Source organism: Massilia putida (genome assembly GCF_001941825.1).
Classification (GTDB): Bacteria; Pseudomonadota; Gammaproteobacteria; order Burkholderiales; family Burkholderiaceae_D; genus Telluria; species Telluria putida.
On sequence record NZ_CP019038.1, the window covers coordinates 3908733 to 3924381 of the forward strand.

Below are 15649 nucleotides of genomic sequence, written 5' to 3' on the forward strand. Positions count from 1 at the left end.
TCTCTCGTCGGCCTTCTTGATATACTGGTCGGAGTACAAGGATTCGAACCTTGGACCCTCTGGTCCCAAACCAGATGCGCTACCGGGCTGCGCTACACTCCGAAGACAGCCATCATACCGTCCGGACGCCATCGCGGTCAAGGAAAGCGCTTGTGTCCGTGGTTTTCTCACTCATAGGGCGAAGACGTGACGTTTGCAATCGACCACATCGACGGCGGCTTCGGGAGCGCCCTGCTGGAGCGCAAGCAGGCCAACCGCATCGCGGCCGGCATCGCGCTGTCGGTGGCCGCCCACGCATTGCTGCTCGCGCTCTACCGCCAGCCCGTCACGACCTTCCCCGCCGCGCCGCCGGAACGGCTCACCATCCGCCTGCAGGCCGCGCCGCCGCCGGCGGAAGTGAGACCGGCCGAGGCGCCTGCCGTGCCGCGCGCGCCGCGTCCCGCGAAGAAAACCCGTCCCGTGATCGCCGTCGCACCGGAAAAACGCCAGTCGACCGGGGAAACCTATGCCGTCAAGCCGGCACCGGAAACGCCTGCGCCGCCGTCCGCGCCCGCGGCGGCGACGCAGCACTTCGACCTCGACGCCGCCCGCAGCATGGCGCGCGGCATGGCGACGAAGCTGGCCAACGAGCCCGATCCCGACAAGGTGGGCACGGCGCTCGAACGCCTGCCCAAGCCGCAGCTGCAAACGGAAAGCAAGTTCGAACGGGCGATCAAGCAGGCCAAGCGGCCGGATTGCAAGGATGGCGTGCCCGGGGGGTTGCTGGCGCCGATCTTTCTTGCGATGGACAAGAAGGATAGTGGGTGCAAGTGGTAGCTGCCCGTCGTTCCCGCGAAAACAGAAATAGTGCCCCGGCACTATTCCCTCCATACTGAGCAACAAAATTCAGTACATCGGAAATACGATCAGCGCTTTCAAAGTCCGACTTCGGAGCTTCAGCATCGATTCCCGCCTGCGCGGGAACGACGACGTTTTACGTTGCGGGTTTATTCACCGCCCTTGATCTGCAACGCCCGCTCATACAAGGCATTCTTCTTTTTCCCCGTGATCTGCGCCGCCAGCGCCGCCGCCTGCTTCACCGAGCATTCTTCCAGCAGGATACGCAGGACGCGCTCCGCCTCCACATCGCCCTCGTCGTCATCGGCCTGCGCGCCTTCGACCAGCACGACGAATTCGCCGCGCTCGCGGTTCGCGTCGGCTTTTACCCACGCGAGCGCTTCGCTGAGCGGGCAACGGTGGATTTCCTCGAACAACTTGGTGAGCTCGCGCGCAAAGACCACCTGGCGCGTCGGCTCGAATGCGGCCGCGAGAGATTCCACACAGTCGGTGATGCGATGCGGTGCCTCATAAAACACGAGCGTCGCCGGCACGGACTTGAGCGCGGCCAGTTCCGCTTCGCGCTGCTTCGCCTTCGCCGGCAGGAAGCCGACAAAATAGAAGCGGTCGTTCACGAGGCCACTCGCCGACAGCGCAGCGATGGCCGCCGATGATCCGGGTACAGGTACAACGTGCAAGCCGGCGTCGCGCACGGCGTCGACGATGCGCGCGCCCGGGTCGGACACGGCCGGCGTGCCCGCGTCCGACACCAGCGCCACGCGCTCGCCCGCGCGCAGGCGCGTGACGATTTTTTCGGCGACCTCGCGCTCGTTGTGCTGGTGCGCGGCAATCATCTGCTTGTTCAAGCCGAAGCGCGTCAGCAGCGCGCCCGTCTTGCGCGTGTCCTCGCAGGCGACGACGTCGGCCAGCAGCAGCACGTGCAGCGCGCGCAGCGTGATGTCGGTGACGTTGCCGATGGGTGTGGCCACCACGTAAAGCGTTGCGCTAGGATAGGACTGCTGGGCGGCCTCGCCCATGACGGGCAGTTGGGCGATCTGGCTGGACTGGGTTTCTGTCATGTTGGGGATCGGATGCGGATGAACATTCTCGCGGCGTCGTGCGCCCGGCTGGCCTGGCTTCTCATCGCGATGAGCGTAGGCGGCCAGCCCAAAGCCGGCACGCCATGTGCCGGGCCGCAGCGATTGTGCGCGTCCGTGGACACTAACACAAGTGCGCACGCGTTCACCCTCGCCATGCTGGGCGATCCCGCCATCCAGCCGCGGCCCGCCAGACCGCAAGCGAACGAGCCGTCCCCGCCGCCACCGCCATCCAATACCCCCATCCGCATCGCCCTGCTGCTGCCGATGCGATCGAGGACGCTGGCCGCTGCCGCCGAGGCCGTGCGCGCCGGTTTCATGGCCGGGATGGACCGCGACGGCACCGGCTTCAAGGCCGAGGTGGTCCCGACGGGCGACGCCCCGCGCGACGTGCTCGACGCCTACGCGCGCGCGGCGGTGGCCAGCGACATCATCGTGGGGCCGCTCGCGCGTGCCGCCGTCGCCGCGCTGGCCGACAGCGATGCCGTCACACGGCCGACCGTCGTGCTGAGCGTGCCCGAAGGACGGACGACGGTGCCGCGAGCGATGCTCGTGGCCGGGCTGTCGGTCGAGGACGAGGCGCGCCAGGTGGCCGACTGGGCCGCGCGCGAGCATCCGCATGGCCGCGCCCTGATCCTGACGGGCGGCGCGGCCTGGGCGCAGCGCGCGGCCGGCGCGTTCGAGGCGCGCTGGACCCAGCTGGGGCACACGGCCCAGCGCTTCGCCGTGCCGTCCGGCGACGACCTGAAACAGAAGCTGGAGATCGACCCGCCCGACCTGCTGTTCGCCGCGCTCGACAGCGCAGCGCTGCGTCACGTGCGCGCCCTCGCCGGCGCCGCGATCCCCTGCTACGGCGGCGGCGCGGCCAATCCGGGTCGCACGGCGGAACCAGGCGCATCGAGCCTGGACGGCGTGCGCATCCTCGATTTGCCCTGGATCGTGCTGCCGGACCACCCGGTCGTGATGGTCTATCCGCGGCCGCTGAATGCGGAACAGCCGCTCGACATGGACCGTCTGTACGCGCTCGGCATCGACGCCTTCCGCGTCGCGCGCGAACTGGCGCTGCGGGGTGGCGCGCCGTTCGTCATCGATGGCGTCACGGGCCGGCTCGACGTGGGCACCGGCCCCGGCGGCCAGCTGCAATTGCAGCGGCGCGAAGCGGCCGTCGTCGTCCGCGCCGGCGCGTTCGAGCCCGTGGACAGGGAACGCTGACATGTGGCCGACCCGCCTGTCGCGCAAGCAGGAACAGGGCAGGCAATGGGAAGCGGTGGCGCTGGCGTATCTTGAGCGTCACGGTCTCGTCGCGGTGGAAGCGAATTTCCGGTGCAAGCTGGGAGAAATCGACCTGATCCTGCGCGACGGCGCCACGCTCGTCTTCGTCGAAGTGCGCCAGCGTGCGGCGGGCGCCCCCGTGAGCGCGGCGGCCAGCATCGGCCCGGCCAAGATCCGCCGCATCATCCGCGCCGCCCAGGTCTATTTACAGCAACTCGACCGCCTGCCGGCCTGCCGCATCGACGTGATCGCCATCGACGGCGACAATATCGAATGGCTAAGGAACGCCATTGAAACAAGCGTTTGAAAACCTGCTGCGCGTTGCAGTTTTGGCTTGCGATGCTCGCTGTACTATTCGTACAGCTGCGCTTCCCGGCCAAAACTGCTGCCGCTCGCGACGGTTTTCAAAGGCTTGCAAGTGTAAGCATTTTTTGCTGGCCTTGATCGCCGGGCATTGCCACTGCACTATAATCTTTGACCATGAATACTCAACGCATCCTCGCCCACTTCCAGGAGAGCGCCGAACTCAAGTTGAAGTCGGCGAATCTCCTCGCACAACCGATTTCCCAAGCGATTGAGCTGATGTTCAATGCGCTTTCCAACGGCAACAAGATTCTCGCCTGCGGCAACGGCGGCTCGGCCGGCGACGCGCAGCATTTCGCCGCCGAACTGGTCGGCCGCTTCGAGCGCGAGCGCTTCCCGCTGCCGGCCATCGCGCTGACCACCGACACGTCGATCATCACGGCCGTCGGCAACGACTACAGTTTCAACGAAATCTTCAGCAAGCAGGTGCAGGCGTTCGGCCAGGCCGGCGACATCCTGCTGGCGATTTCCACGTCCGGCAATTCGGCCAACGTGCTGGCCGCCGTCGAAGCCGCGCTGGAACGCGAGATGCGCATCGTCGCCCTCACCGGCAAGGACGGCGGCAAGCTCGGGCAGATGCTGACCGACGCCGACGTCCACATCAACGTGCCGCATGCGCGCACCGCCCGTATCCAGGAAGTCCATCTGGTTGCGATCCACAGTATTTGCGACGGCCTCGACGTCGCCCTGTTCGGAGAAGAAGATGCAAATTAACGCCGGCGCCGTGCTGCGTCCCCTGTCGAAGGCCGTGCTGTGCGTGGCTCTGCTGTCTTCCCTGCAAGGCTGCGTCGCCGTCATGGCCGGTGCCGCCGTCAGCGGCGCCGTCGCGACGGCCGACCGCCGCACGCTGGGCGCGCAGACCGAAGACAAGGCCATCGCGGTGAAAGCCGAGGCCCGCATGGGCGACATCGTCGGCGACGCCGGCCACGTCAACGTCAACAGCTACAACCGCAAGGTGCTGCTGACGGGCGAAGTGAAGGACGAGGCGATGAAGCGTGCCGTCGAGAACGAGGTGCGCAGCATCGCGAACGTCGAAGGCGTCATGAACGAACTGGAAATCGCCGGCCCGTCGAGCTATACCTCGCGCTCCAGCGATGCGCTGATCACCAGCAAAGTGAAACTCAGCCTGGCCGACAAGAAGACCGTCTCGGCGACCTCGTTCAAGGTCGTCACCGAACGCGGCACCGTCTACCTGATGGGCCTGGTGACCCAGCGCGAGGGCAATATCGCCGCCGATGTGGCCCAGGGCGTGTCGGGCGTCATGCGCGTGGTGAAAATGTTCGAGTACATCAGCGAAGAAGACCTGCGCTCGATGTCGCCCCCGCAGCAACAGCAACCCGAGCCGCGGGGCACGTCGTAAGACATCGGCTTAAAGACAGCGCTTAAAGACAGCGGCTTATAATGGTGACGTCGCCTGATGGGTATTGGAGGATGAAGACACCATGACCACTTCACATCGTGCCTGGCTCAAGCCGGCCGCCATCGGCGCGGCCGTGCTGGCCATCGCCGGCATCGGCTTCGCCACGTTCAGCCAGCAGCAGCAGGCGCCCGACGTCACGTTCATTTCCATCGATGGCCAGAAGATCAGCTCGCAGGACCTGCGGGGCAAGGTCGTGATGGTCAATTTCTGGGCGACGTCGTGCGCCACCTGCGTGAAAGAAATGCCGCAGATGGTCGAGACATACAATAAGTTCAAGCAGCACGGCCTGGAATTCGTCGCCGTGGCGATGAGCTACGATCCGCCGAACTATGTCCTGAACTACACCGAGACGCGCAAGCTGCCATTTAAAGTGGCGCTCGATTCGGGCGGCGACCTAGCCAAGCAGTTCGGCGACGTCAACATGACGCCGACCACGTTCGTCATCGGCAAGGATGGCAAGATCCTCAAGCGCTATCTGGGCGAGCCGGATTTTGCATCGCTGCACGCGTTGCTTCAAAAATCCCTGTAGGGTGGACGGCGGCACCCTAACCTTCGAATATTGTTCACGTAACCGCCGGCCACGCGTTCAGCGGACACGACATATTTAATGGCGCGTATCACCGCGTGGATGGCGAGCCGTCCACCCTACCCGTAACGCGACGTTCCCTGCACATCGCTGACGTCCCGCAAATCCTGAGGTCCGGTTCGGCCCAAGCTTGACGCCGGCAAAGGAGAAACCGATGCGCAAGCTGATCAAGTACGCCCTCATCCCGGGCCTGCTGACGGCGGCAGGCTGCAGCAGTGTCGATACCGGTCTGCGCAACACCGTGGTGTTGCATTACCAGCATGTTGCCAACGTCCACCGGATCGATTTTACGACCCCCGTCGCGCTGCCGAACCGCGCGCCCGTGGAGGCCGTGCTGCCGCTCGATTCGCACGGCTTCTGGGCCGTGTTCGTGCTGTGCGGCCTGGACGTCACCGGCGCCAACATTCCGAGCTTTTATTACGACGTCGACCGCGCCCGCGTCCAGTACGGCGACCGCCGCTTCGGCCCGCTGCGGCCGTACACGCTGCGGCTGGACGACACGGCCGACATCAACAGCCGCTTCGACACGCGGACCCTCGCCGACGCGATCGCGGCCGAGATCCAGCGCGGCCCGTCCAGCCAGGTTTTCCGGCACGGCTATTACCCGCACCTCGATTACCGCTTCGCCATCTACATCCCAAGTCCGCTCCCCGACTATCCCGGCGACCAGCTGCCCCTGCGCTATGAAGGCGGCCAGACGCTGGCGCTGGGCAACGGTTACCCGCCGGCCGACGTCGACTCCGCCGGGCCGCGCGGCTCCGGCATCGCTGCGCATTGCCTGCCCTGAACGGCGTAAGCTGGCGTCATCGACACGGAGACGACCATGAACGCGATCACCGATACATTGACGGTCGAGCAGGCCTACCGGGCCATGCTGGCCTTCCTCGAACGCGAAGTCGAATTGACGGAGTGCAGCGACCTGGCCGACCTGCTGGCCGGCTACAAGCTGGACGGGGATGGCCGGACGAGCGATCCGGCCCTGTGGGACGAGTGGATGGAAGCCGTCGGGCGGGTCCGGCAGACGCCGTGAACCGCGCTTACCAGCGCCCCCGCTCCTTCTTGGCCTGGCGCTTGCGCGTGGCCGCATTCTGTTGCTGCAGCAGGGTATCGACGCGCTCGGACGCTTCCCGCGCCAAGCTCTGCGCTTCTTCGATGCTGGGGAAGAATTCCGGCATGCGGTAGCCGAGCCAGGCGTACGCCGAATACATGCGGCACGTGTCCTCGACTTCCTGCAGGTTTTGCCAGAACAATTCCTGCGGATGGGGTTGCAGCTTGCAGATCTTTCGCTTCGCCAGCGACTGGGCCCAGTACGTCCACGCGCTTTCCAAGGTCGGCACCTTGGTCGAGATGGGCACGAGCGACATCGTGAATTTTTCCGCCACGCTCAGGTCGAGCGTATCCAGCCATTCCGCGCGCTCGTTCTGTTCTTCCGTGATGCGCGGATAGAAAAAGCCGTCCGGCACGTCGATGTTGTGCACGAACCGTTTTAAAAGTTTCACCAGCGACGTCTCACCCGTCACCGACGAGATGCGGTGCAATTGCTCCAGCGATGGCGCCACGGCGAAGCCGCTGGCCGGCACGGGTGGGATCTTTTCCTTCATCAAGGAGCGCATGATGTCGTGCGTGTCGTCGTCGTAGCCGGCGACAAACCCTTCCTCGTGCACGCCGTAGCGGCCGGCGCGGCCGGCGATCTGCTTGGCGAGCGCGGCCGAGATTTCTTCTTCCTCATAGCCGTTGTATTTCACGGCCGTCGTCATCACGATGCGCTGGATCGGCATGTTCAAGCCCATCGCGAGGGCGTCCGTGCCGACGACGATGTCGGCCTGCCCTTCGCGAAAACGTTCGGCCTGCGCGCGCCGCACTTCCGGCGACAGATTGCCGTAGACGGTGGCAACCGACAGCCCCATCTCCGTGATCATGTCGCGCCACATCAGCACCTCGCGCCGCGAGAATGCGATGACGGCGTCGCCCCGCTTCAGGTTCTTCAGCCTGCGCACGGCGCTTGGCTCCATCGACAGCGGCGCCTTGCGTTTCAGCACGTGGACTTCGAGCGGACATTCCAGGCGTTCGGCCAGCGCCTCGATCGCGCGCCGCGCTTCCGGCGCGCCGACGAGGTACACGGTCGACGCCGGCGCGCCGCACACGGCGGCCGTCCAGGCGGCGCCGCGGTCGCGGTCGGCCAGCATCTGGATCTCGTCGATGACGGCCACCTGCACGGGCGTCTTCGTGTCCAGCATCTCGACGGTGCTGGCCACGTGCGTCGCGCCTTCGGCAAGGCGGCGTTCCTCGCCCGTGATCAGGCTGACCTTGATGGGTTCGCCGTCCGCACCGACCGTGTTCTGCAGGCGCTCGTAGTTTTCCAGCGCCAAGAGGCGCAGCGGGGCAAGATAGACGCCGCTGTCGGCCTGGGCCAGGTGTTCCATCGCGCGGTGCGTCTTGCCGGAATTGGTCGGGCCCAGCAGCGCGATGAAACGGCGCGCCATCTTGCTGGCCACCTCGAACGACGCCGGATACTCGGCCAGGTTGATGCTTTCCTTGGTGCGCGCGGCGTGGCGTTCTTCCTGCTCGCGCTCGATGGCGTGCAGCAGACGCTGGCGGATGCGGTCGAACACGAACTCGGCCGGCTCGGACGTCTCCAGCTCTTCCAGCACGTGCAGGAACAGCATCGGGTCGACGCCGAATTCGTCGGCCTGGTCGGCGATCTCGCGCACGAATTCCTCGACCTCCTGGTTCAGGTCGTCGACGGCGTCGCGCGTGGCCCGTTCCTCGACGAGTTCACGGCGCGCCAGCAGGTCCATCTTGCGCCATTTGCTGGGCTTGGCCAGCACGCCGCGCGACGGCACGAGGCGGTACTCGACGTGCAAGCCGTCCACGCGCACGGCGCCGGCAAAGCGCAGGAAGACGCGGCCTTCCATCTTGACCAGTTCGACGCCGCGGGCGGCCAGGTTCAGTTCCCGTTCGAGGAAAGCGTCGTCGTCCTGGGTGTCGTCGTCGGCAGGGGGAAAACGGTGGTGTTCGCTCATGTGTCCAATATAACGCGGCCGGCCCTGGGGCACCGTTCGGCAAGCCACCAAAACGTCGTTTTTGGCACTGCCAAAAACGACTCCCCGCGGAGGCGCGGACCCAAGTTGCTCGCGTATCGTCAGTGCAAGCGAAATCGGGTCCGCGCCTGCGCGGGGACGACGGGGGTTTTACTGTCTCCGGCTTATGCCGCCACGCCCGCCTCGTGGGCCTGCTGATCGGCGTGATACGACGAGCGCACCATCGCGCCGACGGCCGCGTGCACGAAGCCCATTTCGTACGCCTTTTCTTCGAACATCTTGAAGGTGTCGGGATGCACGTAGCGGCGCACCGGCAGGTGCGAATTCGACGGGGCGAGGTACTGGCCGATGGTCAGCATGTCGATGTCGTGCGCGCGCATGTCGCGCATGACGTCCAGGATTTCCTCGTCGGTCTCGCCCAGGCCGACCATCAGGCCGGATTTCGTAACGGCGTTCGGGTATTTGGCCTTGAAGTCGCGCAGCAGGACCAGCGAGTGCTGGTAGTCGGCGCCCGGACGCGCTTCCTTGTACAGGCGCGGCACGGTTTCCAGGTTGTGGTTCATCACGTCCGGCAAGCCGTCCGCGAAGATGGCCAGCGCTTTTTCCAGGCGGCCGCGGAAGTCCGGCACGAGCACTTCGATCTTCGTGTTCGGCGACAGCGCGCGCGTCTTCTGGATGCACTCGACGAAGTGGCCGGCGCCGCCGTCGCGCAGGTCGTCGCGGTCGACGGACGTGATCACGACGTAGGACAGGCGCAGGTCGGCGATGGTCTTGGCGAGGTTACCCGGCTCGTTGACGTCGAGCGGGTCCGGGCGGCCGTGGCCGACGTCGCAGAACGGGCAGCGGCGCGTGCACTTGTCGCCCATGATCATGAACGTCGCGGTGCCCTTGCCGAAGCATTCGCCGATGTTCGGGCAGCTGGCTTCCTCGCACACGGTGACGAGATTGTTCGCACGCAGGATGTCCTTGATCTCGTAGAAGCGCGACGACGGGCTCGCGGCCTTGACGCGGATCCAGTCCGGCTTTTTCAGGCGCTCGTGCTGTTCGAGCGGCACGATCTTGATCGGGATGCGGGACGTCTTGCTCGCGCCTTTCTGTTTTTCGCTGGCGTTGTAGGACGCATTTGCTGCGGATTGTGCTGCGGTGCCGTTGTCGATTTCGGAAGTCATGTGCGTATTAACCCAGACGGGCTTTCAGTTTGTCGTTGCGGCCTGCGCGACCGCTGCGGTTGAAGAGGGTGCCGTGGACAGATGCTGCACGAGTGCGTCGGCGAGGGCGTGCTGCACGTCGGCGAGCGGCGCATCGACGCCCATCGTCTTCATGTCCACCGTGGCCAGGCCGGAATAACCGCACGGATTGATCCAGGTGAACGGAGATAAATCCATCGCCACGTTCAGCGACACGCCGTGATAAGTGCAGCCGTTGCCGCGCACCTTCAGGCCCAGCGCGGCGATCTTGGCGCCCTTGCTCGGACCGTCGGCGATATAGATGCCGGGCGCGCCTTCGACGCGTTCACCCGCCAGATTATACGCCGCCAGCACATCGATCACCGCCTGCTCGATCTTGTGGACGAACTGGCGCGCATACAGCTTGCCGCCCGGCTTGTTGCGGCGCAGGTCCATCAGCAGGTAGATCACGACCTGGCCGGGGCCGTGGTACGTGACTTCGCCGCCGCGGTCCGTCTGGACGACGGGCACGTCGTGCGCCCCGACGCTCAGCAGATGGCCGCGGTCGGCGCCCAGCCCGAGCGTGAACACGGGCGGATGCTCGACGATCCACAACTCGTCGGGCGTGTCGGGCGTGCGCGCATCCGTGAAGGCGCGCATCGCGGCAAATATGGGTTCGTAGTCGGCGCGGCCAAGCTCACGGATGACCGGGCGGTTCGCTTGCATGGATAGGATCTTTGAAGGGATACCCCGTCATTATAAGCCAGCCTGATGGGCAGCGCCGCGAACCCATCGAAAGCGCGAAACTTACAGGACGATCTTGACCATCGGGTGCGACGACAGCTCGCGGTACAGGTTGTCGAGCATCTCGCGGCTGGTGGCGCGCACGATCACGGTCAGGCCCGTGTAGGCGCCCTTGGCCGACGGCCGCACTTCCATCTTGCCAGCATGGAAAGTCGGATCGTGGATGGTGACCACTTCGACGATCGTGGTGGCGAAATCGTCGTGCGTCGGGCCCATGACCTTGATCGGGAAATCGCTCGGGTATTCGATGAGGGAATCTTTCGGGTCCATAGGCCACTCCTTTTGTAAAACAGCATTGTAGCCAAACCGGTCCGATTCCGCCCGATCAACGCTCCTCGCCCGATCAACGCTCTTTCTGGTCCCGCCCGCGCTGGTCGACGCGCGCACGGTGCTCTTCCGCCTTGGCCGGAGCGGGTGCCGGTGGCGGCGGCGCCGGTGCCGCGACGGGTGCCGGGCGCGGCGCCATCTGCACGGGCGGCGCCATCTGCACGGGCGGCGGCGCCGGGCGCTCGACGGGTGGCGGCGCCAACCGTTCGATGCGGGCCTCCGTCCGTTCGATCCGGGGTTCCGGACGTTCGAAGCGCGGCTGCGGGCGCTCGACGCGCTGGACCGGCTGCGTTGCCGGCGCGACCATCATCGGCTGTTGTTGCGGCTGTTGTTGCGGCTGCGGCTGCACCTGCGGCTGGGCCTGCAGCACCGGCTGGCGGTTGCGGCGCCATTCTTCCATCTGTTCGCGGCGCTCGTCACGACGCTCGTCACGATCCATCCGGTCGCGGCGCCAGCCGCCGGGCACGCCCGCCGGCGGCACCATCTGCGGCTGCTGGATCGTCGGGCTGACCGTCGACAGCGCTTGCTGCGGTTGATGCGGCGTCGGGCTCGCGATGGTGCTCAGCGGCTGCGACGGCAGGTGCGGCGTCGGACTCGTGACGGGCAAGGCCTGGGCCGGCGCCGCCTGCGGCACGAGGCCCGGCATACGCTGGCTCACGACAACGTCGCGCTCGACGCGTTCCGTCTCGATGCGGCGCTCGCGGCCCGGGTCCGCGTGATGCCCGTCCATGCGGACAATGCCGGCGGGGCCGCGATTCGGCCAGTTCGACTGCCCGTGCGGCTGCGGCCCGGGCGGCGGCGCACTGGCCGGAATGTTGCGCACCAGTACCGGCGGCGCGGTGATGATCGGCGAGCGCGGCACATTCACCCGGCCCGGCTGGCGGAAGCGGTCCTCCGGCACGACCGTGAGACCCTGCGGGCGGTAGTCGCGCGGGCGGCGCGGGTCGTCGCGCACGTGTTCGTTCAGCCAGCGCAGGTGGTTGTCCGGCGCGCGCCAGGTCGGGATGTAGCGGTCGTGCGGCGTCAGCGGATACCAGCCGGCGGCGGGCAGCGTGCGGTTGCGGTCGCGGAACGCGAGGTTCCAGCCGTCGCCGCCGACCCAGCCGACGAGCGCCGGCGCCCACACCAGGTGCTCATGACGGCGGCCCGGCGCCCAGGCCCAGCGGTTGTGCACCTGCACCCAGCGGCCGTAGTGGAACGGCGCATAACCCCAGGGCGCGTTGTCGACCCAGGTCCAGCCCCACGGCTCGAGCCACGTCCAGCAGCCGTCGCGGTACGGCACCCAGGTCGAGGCCACGGTCGGGATCCACAGCGGGCCGTATTCGACGTCTTCGCGCCAGCTGCCGTAGCGGTCGAGGTCTTCGTAACCCGTCATCTCGGGCGTCACGTAGCGGCTTGATGCGGCATTGTCTTCGTAGCGGTCACGCACGAGGGCCCATTCGTCGAAGGCGTCGCGCACGGCGGTCAAGGTGCGGATATCGTTGTCGCCCACTTCCGCACGCCGGCCGGCGCGCAGGGTCAGCTGGGAATCGCCGTCCTCGACGAGCGCCACGCCGTCGAACACCGTCACAAAACTGGTGTCGCGCACGCGCTCGGCATCGACGCGCACGCGGCCCGGCTGCTGCAGGCGCACGCGCGCCTGCGGGGTCTCGAGTTCGAAGCCGGACAGCACATCCGCATTGATCACCCGCACGCTGACGCTGCCGTAGTGCAGGCGCAGGCGCAGTGCGGCGTCGTCAAGCTGCGTCACTTCCAGCGAGGAATCGCCGTCCAGGCGGATCGACGTCGAGCCGATGCGCACCTCCGTGCGGGCACCGTCCGTCGTCGTGATCGTGTTGCCGGACGTGACGGGCCAGTTGATCTGGGCCGCCATCATCTCGGCGCCGACGTCGCTGCCGATGGTGACCTGCCCCTGGGTCAGCGCGACGCGCCCCACGCGCGCGGGCGGATCGGCCGCCGCGGCCAGTGCCGTCAGGGTGGAAAAAGCGAGCAGGACGGCTGTTTTCGCAACGCGGTTGGACATGATGTCTCCAGGGGAAGGGCTGTTTTTGTAATGGATTGCGTCTAGTGCATTACAACGCACGAGCGCGCGAGACGCCGACAGAAATTACAAATGGTTGCGAAATGTATCCACCGATCGGGCGCGGCGCCGAGCCTGCTGCGCATTGTGGATTCGCCTTGCGATGCTCGCTGTACTGCTCGTACAGCCGCGCTTCTCAGCCACGGCCGCCCGCGACGGTTTGTCGAGGTGCCCTCTTAGGCATGGGCCGGCTTGACGAAGAACAGCAGGGCGCCGACGACGACCAGCACGCCGCCAAAGAAACGGTTCTGCGCCTTGACGGCGCGCGGATCGCGGAACCAGCGCTGCATCGACGACGCCAGCAGGGCGTAGCCGTGCATCACGGTGGTGTCGATGGTGACCATCGTCGCGCCCAGGATCGCCAGCTGCGGCAGCACGGGCGCATCCTGCGCGATGAATTGCGGCAGCACGGCGACCATGAAGATGATCCCTTTCGGGTTCGTCGCATTGGTGAGAAAACCGGTCAGCACGCGGCGGCCGAACGTCGGGTGCGCGGCATGGCCGGCCGTCGCTACGGCAGCCGTCGGCACGCCGTCCGCCTCGGCTTGCGAACGCCACTGGCTGATGCCGAGCCAGATCAGGTACAGCGCGCCGACGACCTTGACGACCGTGAACGCGGGTTCCGACGCGAGCAGCAGCGAGCCGACGCCGGCGCCGGCGATCACCAGCACGAGCACGAGGCCCAGCTGCAGGCCCAGCACCGTGGCGCTGGCCTTTTTGAGGCCGTACGCGAGGCCGTGCGACATCGACAGGATGGCGCCGGAGCCGGGCGAAATGGCGATCAGGGTGGCCGCGATGACGAAGCCGATCCAGGTGATGAAGCTCATGAGGGAAACGAAAGGGGACGGGAAACGGACGCGGGCATGGCGCACGGCGCCGGCGATTGCCGGACGGCCGCGGCCAGCCGCGGGGTGCTGCTTACTTCTTCTTCGGGTTGACGGCGGCCTTCAGGGTCGCACCGGCAGCGAAGCGCGGGGTCTTCGATGCAGCGATCTTGATCGGTTCGCCGGTTGCCGGGTTGCGACCCTTGCGGGCAGCGCGCTTGGTGACCGAGAACGTGCCGAAGCCGGTGATACCCACCGTGTCGCCTTTTTTCAGGCGCTCGGTGATGATGTCGATGATGGTGTTCACTGCATCGTTCGCAGCGGCGCCCGACATCTCGGTACGCTTCGCAAATTCAGCGATCAGTTCGCCTTTTTTCATAAATCCTCCGGGTTGAAAGAGCCGGAAGATTAGCATAATTAATTGCTCTGCGTAATCTTCTTACACCCCAGACACCCTGTATTGGCGGGGTTTCTGCAATTTTCCGCTCAAGCCGCGGCCGGGTTCGCGTCGCCATTGCCCAGACGCAGGCGCAGCGCGGCGTTGATCAGCGTCTGATAACCGGTGCCGGTGCGCTCCGCGCGCGAGCGGAATTCGTCCAATACCTCGTCGTCGAGGTAGATGGTGATGCGGGTCTTGCGCTTCGGAGGACGGGCACGGCGGCGCGGAACGGTCGGCAGGTCGAGGTTCGGATTCATGGGCATCTCCTTCAGGTCGGAAAGGCTGCTGCACCGCAGCCAATATTGTCACTATACGTATCGCCCCGCGCCGTCCGTACGGGAAAGCGACGAGATGCAGATTTCCGGGTTTGAAACGCAGAAAACGCGCCTGAACCGTGCGCCGGAGCCCGGGGACCGGCTCGGTTAAGATGTGATCATCTTGATATGGAGGAGCGGTAATGGCTGCAGGAAGTTTATTGGCACTCATCGACGACATCACCAGCGTGCTCGACGACGTGGCCCTGATGAGCAAGGTGGCGGCCAAGAAGACGGCCGGCGTGCTGGGCGACGACCTCGCCCTCAATGCCCAGCAGGTGACCGGCGTGAACGCCGACCGCGAACTGCCCGTCGTGTGGGCGGTGGCGCTGGGCTCGCTGCGCAACAAGGCGATCCTCGTGCCGGCCGCGCTCGCCATCTCCGCGTTCCTGCCGCAGGCGATCACCCCGATGCTCATGCTGGGCGGCGCGTACCTGTGCTTCGAAGGTTTCGAAAAGGTGGCGCACAAGCTGCTGCACGGCGCCGCCGAGGAGGCCGCGCACGGGGAAGAACCGGCGACGGCGCTGGCGACCGATGCCGACATGCGCACGGTCGAGCAGGACAAGATCAAGGGCGCCATCCGCACCGATTTCATCTTGTCGGCGGAAATCATCGTGATCGCGCTGGGCGTCGTCAACGACCAGGGCGCGTCGTTCGGCGCGCAGGTGGCGGCCCTCGTCGCGGTGGCGGTCGCGATGACGATCGGCGTCTACGGCGTGGTGGCGGGCATCGTCAAGATCGACGACCTGGGCCTGTACCTGAGCCGCCGCGCCGGCAGCGGCACGCGGGCCATCGGCAACCTGCTGCTGGCCGCGGCGCCGCGCCTGATGCAGTCGCTGTCCGTGATCGGCACGGTGGCCATGTTCATGGTCGGCGGCGGCATCATCGGCCACGCGTTCGAACCGCTGCACCATCTGGCCGGGCGCGCCGCCGCGGCCGTGGCGGGTGTGCCGGGCGTCGGTCGCCTGCTGGCGGCCGTCGCGCCGAGCGTGGTCGATGCCGTGGCCGGTATCGCCGTCGGCGCGGCCGTGCTGCTGGTGGTGACGCTGGTGCAAAAGCTGCGCGGCAAGTAATCATCGGCCGTCATCCGCGCGAAAGCG

The 15649-nt window shown here is 66.3% G+C and carries 18 protein-coding genes and 1 tRNA gene; 9 read left to right on the forward strand and 10 right to left on the reverse strand.

Going from position 1 to position 15649, the window contains the following annotated elements; all coding sequences use genetic code 11:
• Positions 1–25: 25 nt before the first annotated feature.
• Positions 26–102 (reverse strand) — tRNA-Pro (locus BVG12_RS19500).
• 84 nt (positions 103–186) lie between these two features.
• Here BVG12_RS19500 and BVG12_RS19505 point away from each other — a divergent pair.
• A complete protein-coding gene (locus tag BVG12_RS19505) occupies positions 187–816 on the forward strand; it encodes a hypothetical protein (protein WP_075793848.1) in 630 nt (209 codons plus the stop codon).
• A gap of 170 nt (positions 817–986) precedes the next feature.
• Here BVG12_RS19505 and rsmI read toward each other — a convergent pair whose 3' ends face one another.
• Positions 987–1895 (reverse strand): 16S rRNA (cytidine(1402)-2'-O)-methyltransferase, encoded by a 909-nt coding sequence (rsmI, locus tag BVG12_RS19510; protein WP_075793849.1) that lies wholly within the window; start codon positions 1893–1895, stop codon positions 987–989.
• 135 nt (positions 1896–2030) lie between these two features.
• Between rsmI and BVG12_RS19515 the strand changes: the two genes are divergently transcribed.
• The 7 genes from BVG12_RS19515 to BVG12_RS19545 all read left to right on the forward strand — a co-directional run bounded on the left by BVG12_RS19515 (position 2031) and on the right by BVG12_RS19545 (position 6584).
• Entirely contained in the window at positions 2031–3125 is a 1095-nt protein-coding gene (locus BVG12_RS19515) for a penicillin-binding protein activator (protein ID WP_169926826.1), read from the forward strand.
• A 1-nt stretch (position 3126) separates the two neighbouring features.
• On the forward strand, positions 3127–3492 hold the full coding sequence (locus BVG12_RS19520) for a YraN family protein (protein ID WP_075793851.1): 366 nt from the start codon (positions 3127–3129) through the stop codon (positions 3490–3492).
• A 173-nt stretch (positions 3493–3665) separates the two neighbouring features.
• Entirely contained in the window at positions 3666–4262 is a 597-nt protein-coding gene (locus BVG12_RS19525; RefSeq protein ID WP_075793852.1) for a phosphoheptose isomerase, read from the forward strand.
• Positions 4252–4908 carry a BON domain-containing protein gene (locus BVG12_RS19530; protein WP_075793853.1) on the forward strand — a complete coding sequence of 219 codons (657 nt, stop codon included), beginning with the start codon at positions 4252–4254 and terminating at the stop codon, positions 4906–4908. Before BVG12_RS19525 ends, BVG12_RS19530 begins: the two co-directional genes overlap by 11 nt.
• A gap of 82 nt (positions 4909–4990) precedes the next feature.
• Positions 4991–5497: a peroxiredoxin family protein gene (locus tag BVG12_RS19535; protein ID WP_075793854.1), complete on the forward strand. Its 507-nt coding sequence runs from the start codon at positions 4991–4993 to the stop codon at positions 5495–5497.
• Between the two features lie 211 nt (positions 5498–5708).
• Positions 5709–6341 (forward strand): hypothetical protein, encoded by a 633-nt coding sequence (locus BVG12_RS19540; protein ID WP_075793855.1) that lies wholly within the window; start codon positions 5709–5711, stop codon positions 6339–6341.
• Positions 6342–6377: 36 nt separating this feature from the next.
• On the forward strand, positions 6378–6584 hold the full coding sequence (locus tag BVG12_RS19545) for a hypothetical protein (RefSeq protein ID WP_075793856.1): 207 nt from the start codon (positions 6378–6380) through the stop codon (positions 6582–6584).
• Between the two features lie 7 nt (positions 6585–6591).
• Here the strand turns inward: BVG12_RS19545 and BVG12_RS19550 are convergent, their stop codons facing one another.
• The 8 genes from BVG12_RS19550 to BVG12_RS19585 form a co-directional block, all read right to left on the reverse strand.
• Positions 6592–8577, reverse strand: coding sequence for a helicase-related protein (locus BVG12_RS19550; RefSeq protein WP_075793857.1), 1986 nt, complete (start codon positions 8575–8577; stop codon positions 6592–6594).
• A gap of 182 nt (positions 8578–8759) precedes the next feature.
• Positions 8760–9764, reverse strand: coding sequence for a lipoyl synthase (lipA, locus tag BVG12_RS19555; RefSeq protein WP_075793858.1), 1005 nt, complete (start codon positions 9762–9764; stop codon positions 8760–8762).
• Between the two features lie 24 nt (positions 9765–9788).
• A complete protein-coding gene (gene lipB, locus BVG12_RS19560) occupies positions 9789–10487 on the reverse strand; it encodes a lipoyl(octanoyl) transferase LipB (protein WP_075793859.1) in 699 nt (232 codons plus the stop codon).
• An 81-nt stretch (positions 10488–10568) separates the two neighbouring features.
• Positions 10569–10835, reverse strand: coding sequence for a DUF493 family protein (locus BVG12_RS19565; RefSeq protein ID WP_075793860.1), 267 nt, complete (start codon positions 10833–10835; stop codon positions 10569–10571).
• Positions 10836–10908: 73 nt separating this feature from the next.
• Complete coding sequence (locus BVG12_RS19570; protein WP_075793861.1) at positions 10909–12915, reverse strand: DUF6600 domain-containing protein; 2007 nt, start codon at positions 12913–12915, stop codon at positions 10909–10911.
• Between the two features lie 233 nt (positions 12916–13148).
• Complete coding sequence (locus tag BVG12_RS19575; protein ID WP_075793862.1) at positions 13149–13799, reverse strand: LysE family transporter; 651 nt, start codon at positions 13797–13799, stop codon at positions 13149–13151.
• A gap of 91 nt (positions 13800–13890) precedes the next feature.
• Positions 13891–14175, reverse strand: coding sequence for an HU family DNA-binding protein (locus BVG12_RS19580; RefSeq protein ID WP_075793863.1), 285 nt, complete (start codon positions 14173–14175; stop codon positions 13891–13893).
• A gap of 107 nt (positions 14176–14282) precedes the next feature.
• On the reverse strand, positions 14283–14492 hold the full coding sequence (locus BVG12_RS19585; protein ID WP_075793864.1) for a BrnA antitoxin family protein: 210 nt from the start codon (positions 14490–14492) through the stop codon (positions 14283–14285).
• A 200-nt stretch (positions 14493–14692) separates the two neighbouring features.
• Between BVG12_RS19585 and BVG12_RS19590 the strand changes: the two genes are divergently transcribed.
• Entirely contained in the window at positions 14693–15622 is a 930-nt protein-coding gene (locus tag BVG12_RS19590) for a DUF808 domain-containing protein (protein WP_075793865.1), read from the forward strand.
• The last annotated feature ends 27 nt before the right edge of the window (positions 15623–15649 follow it).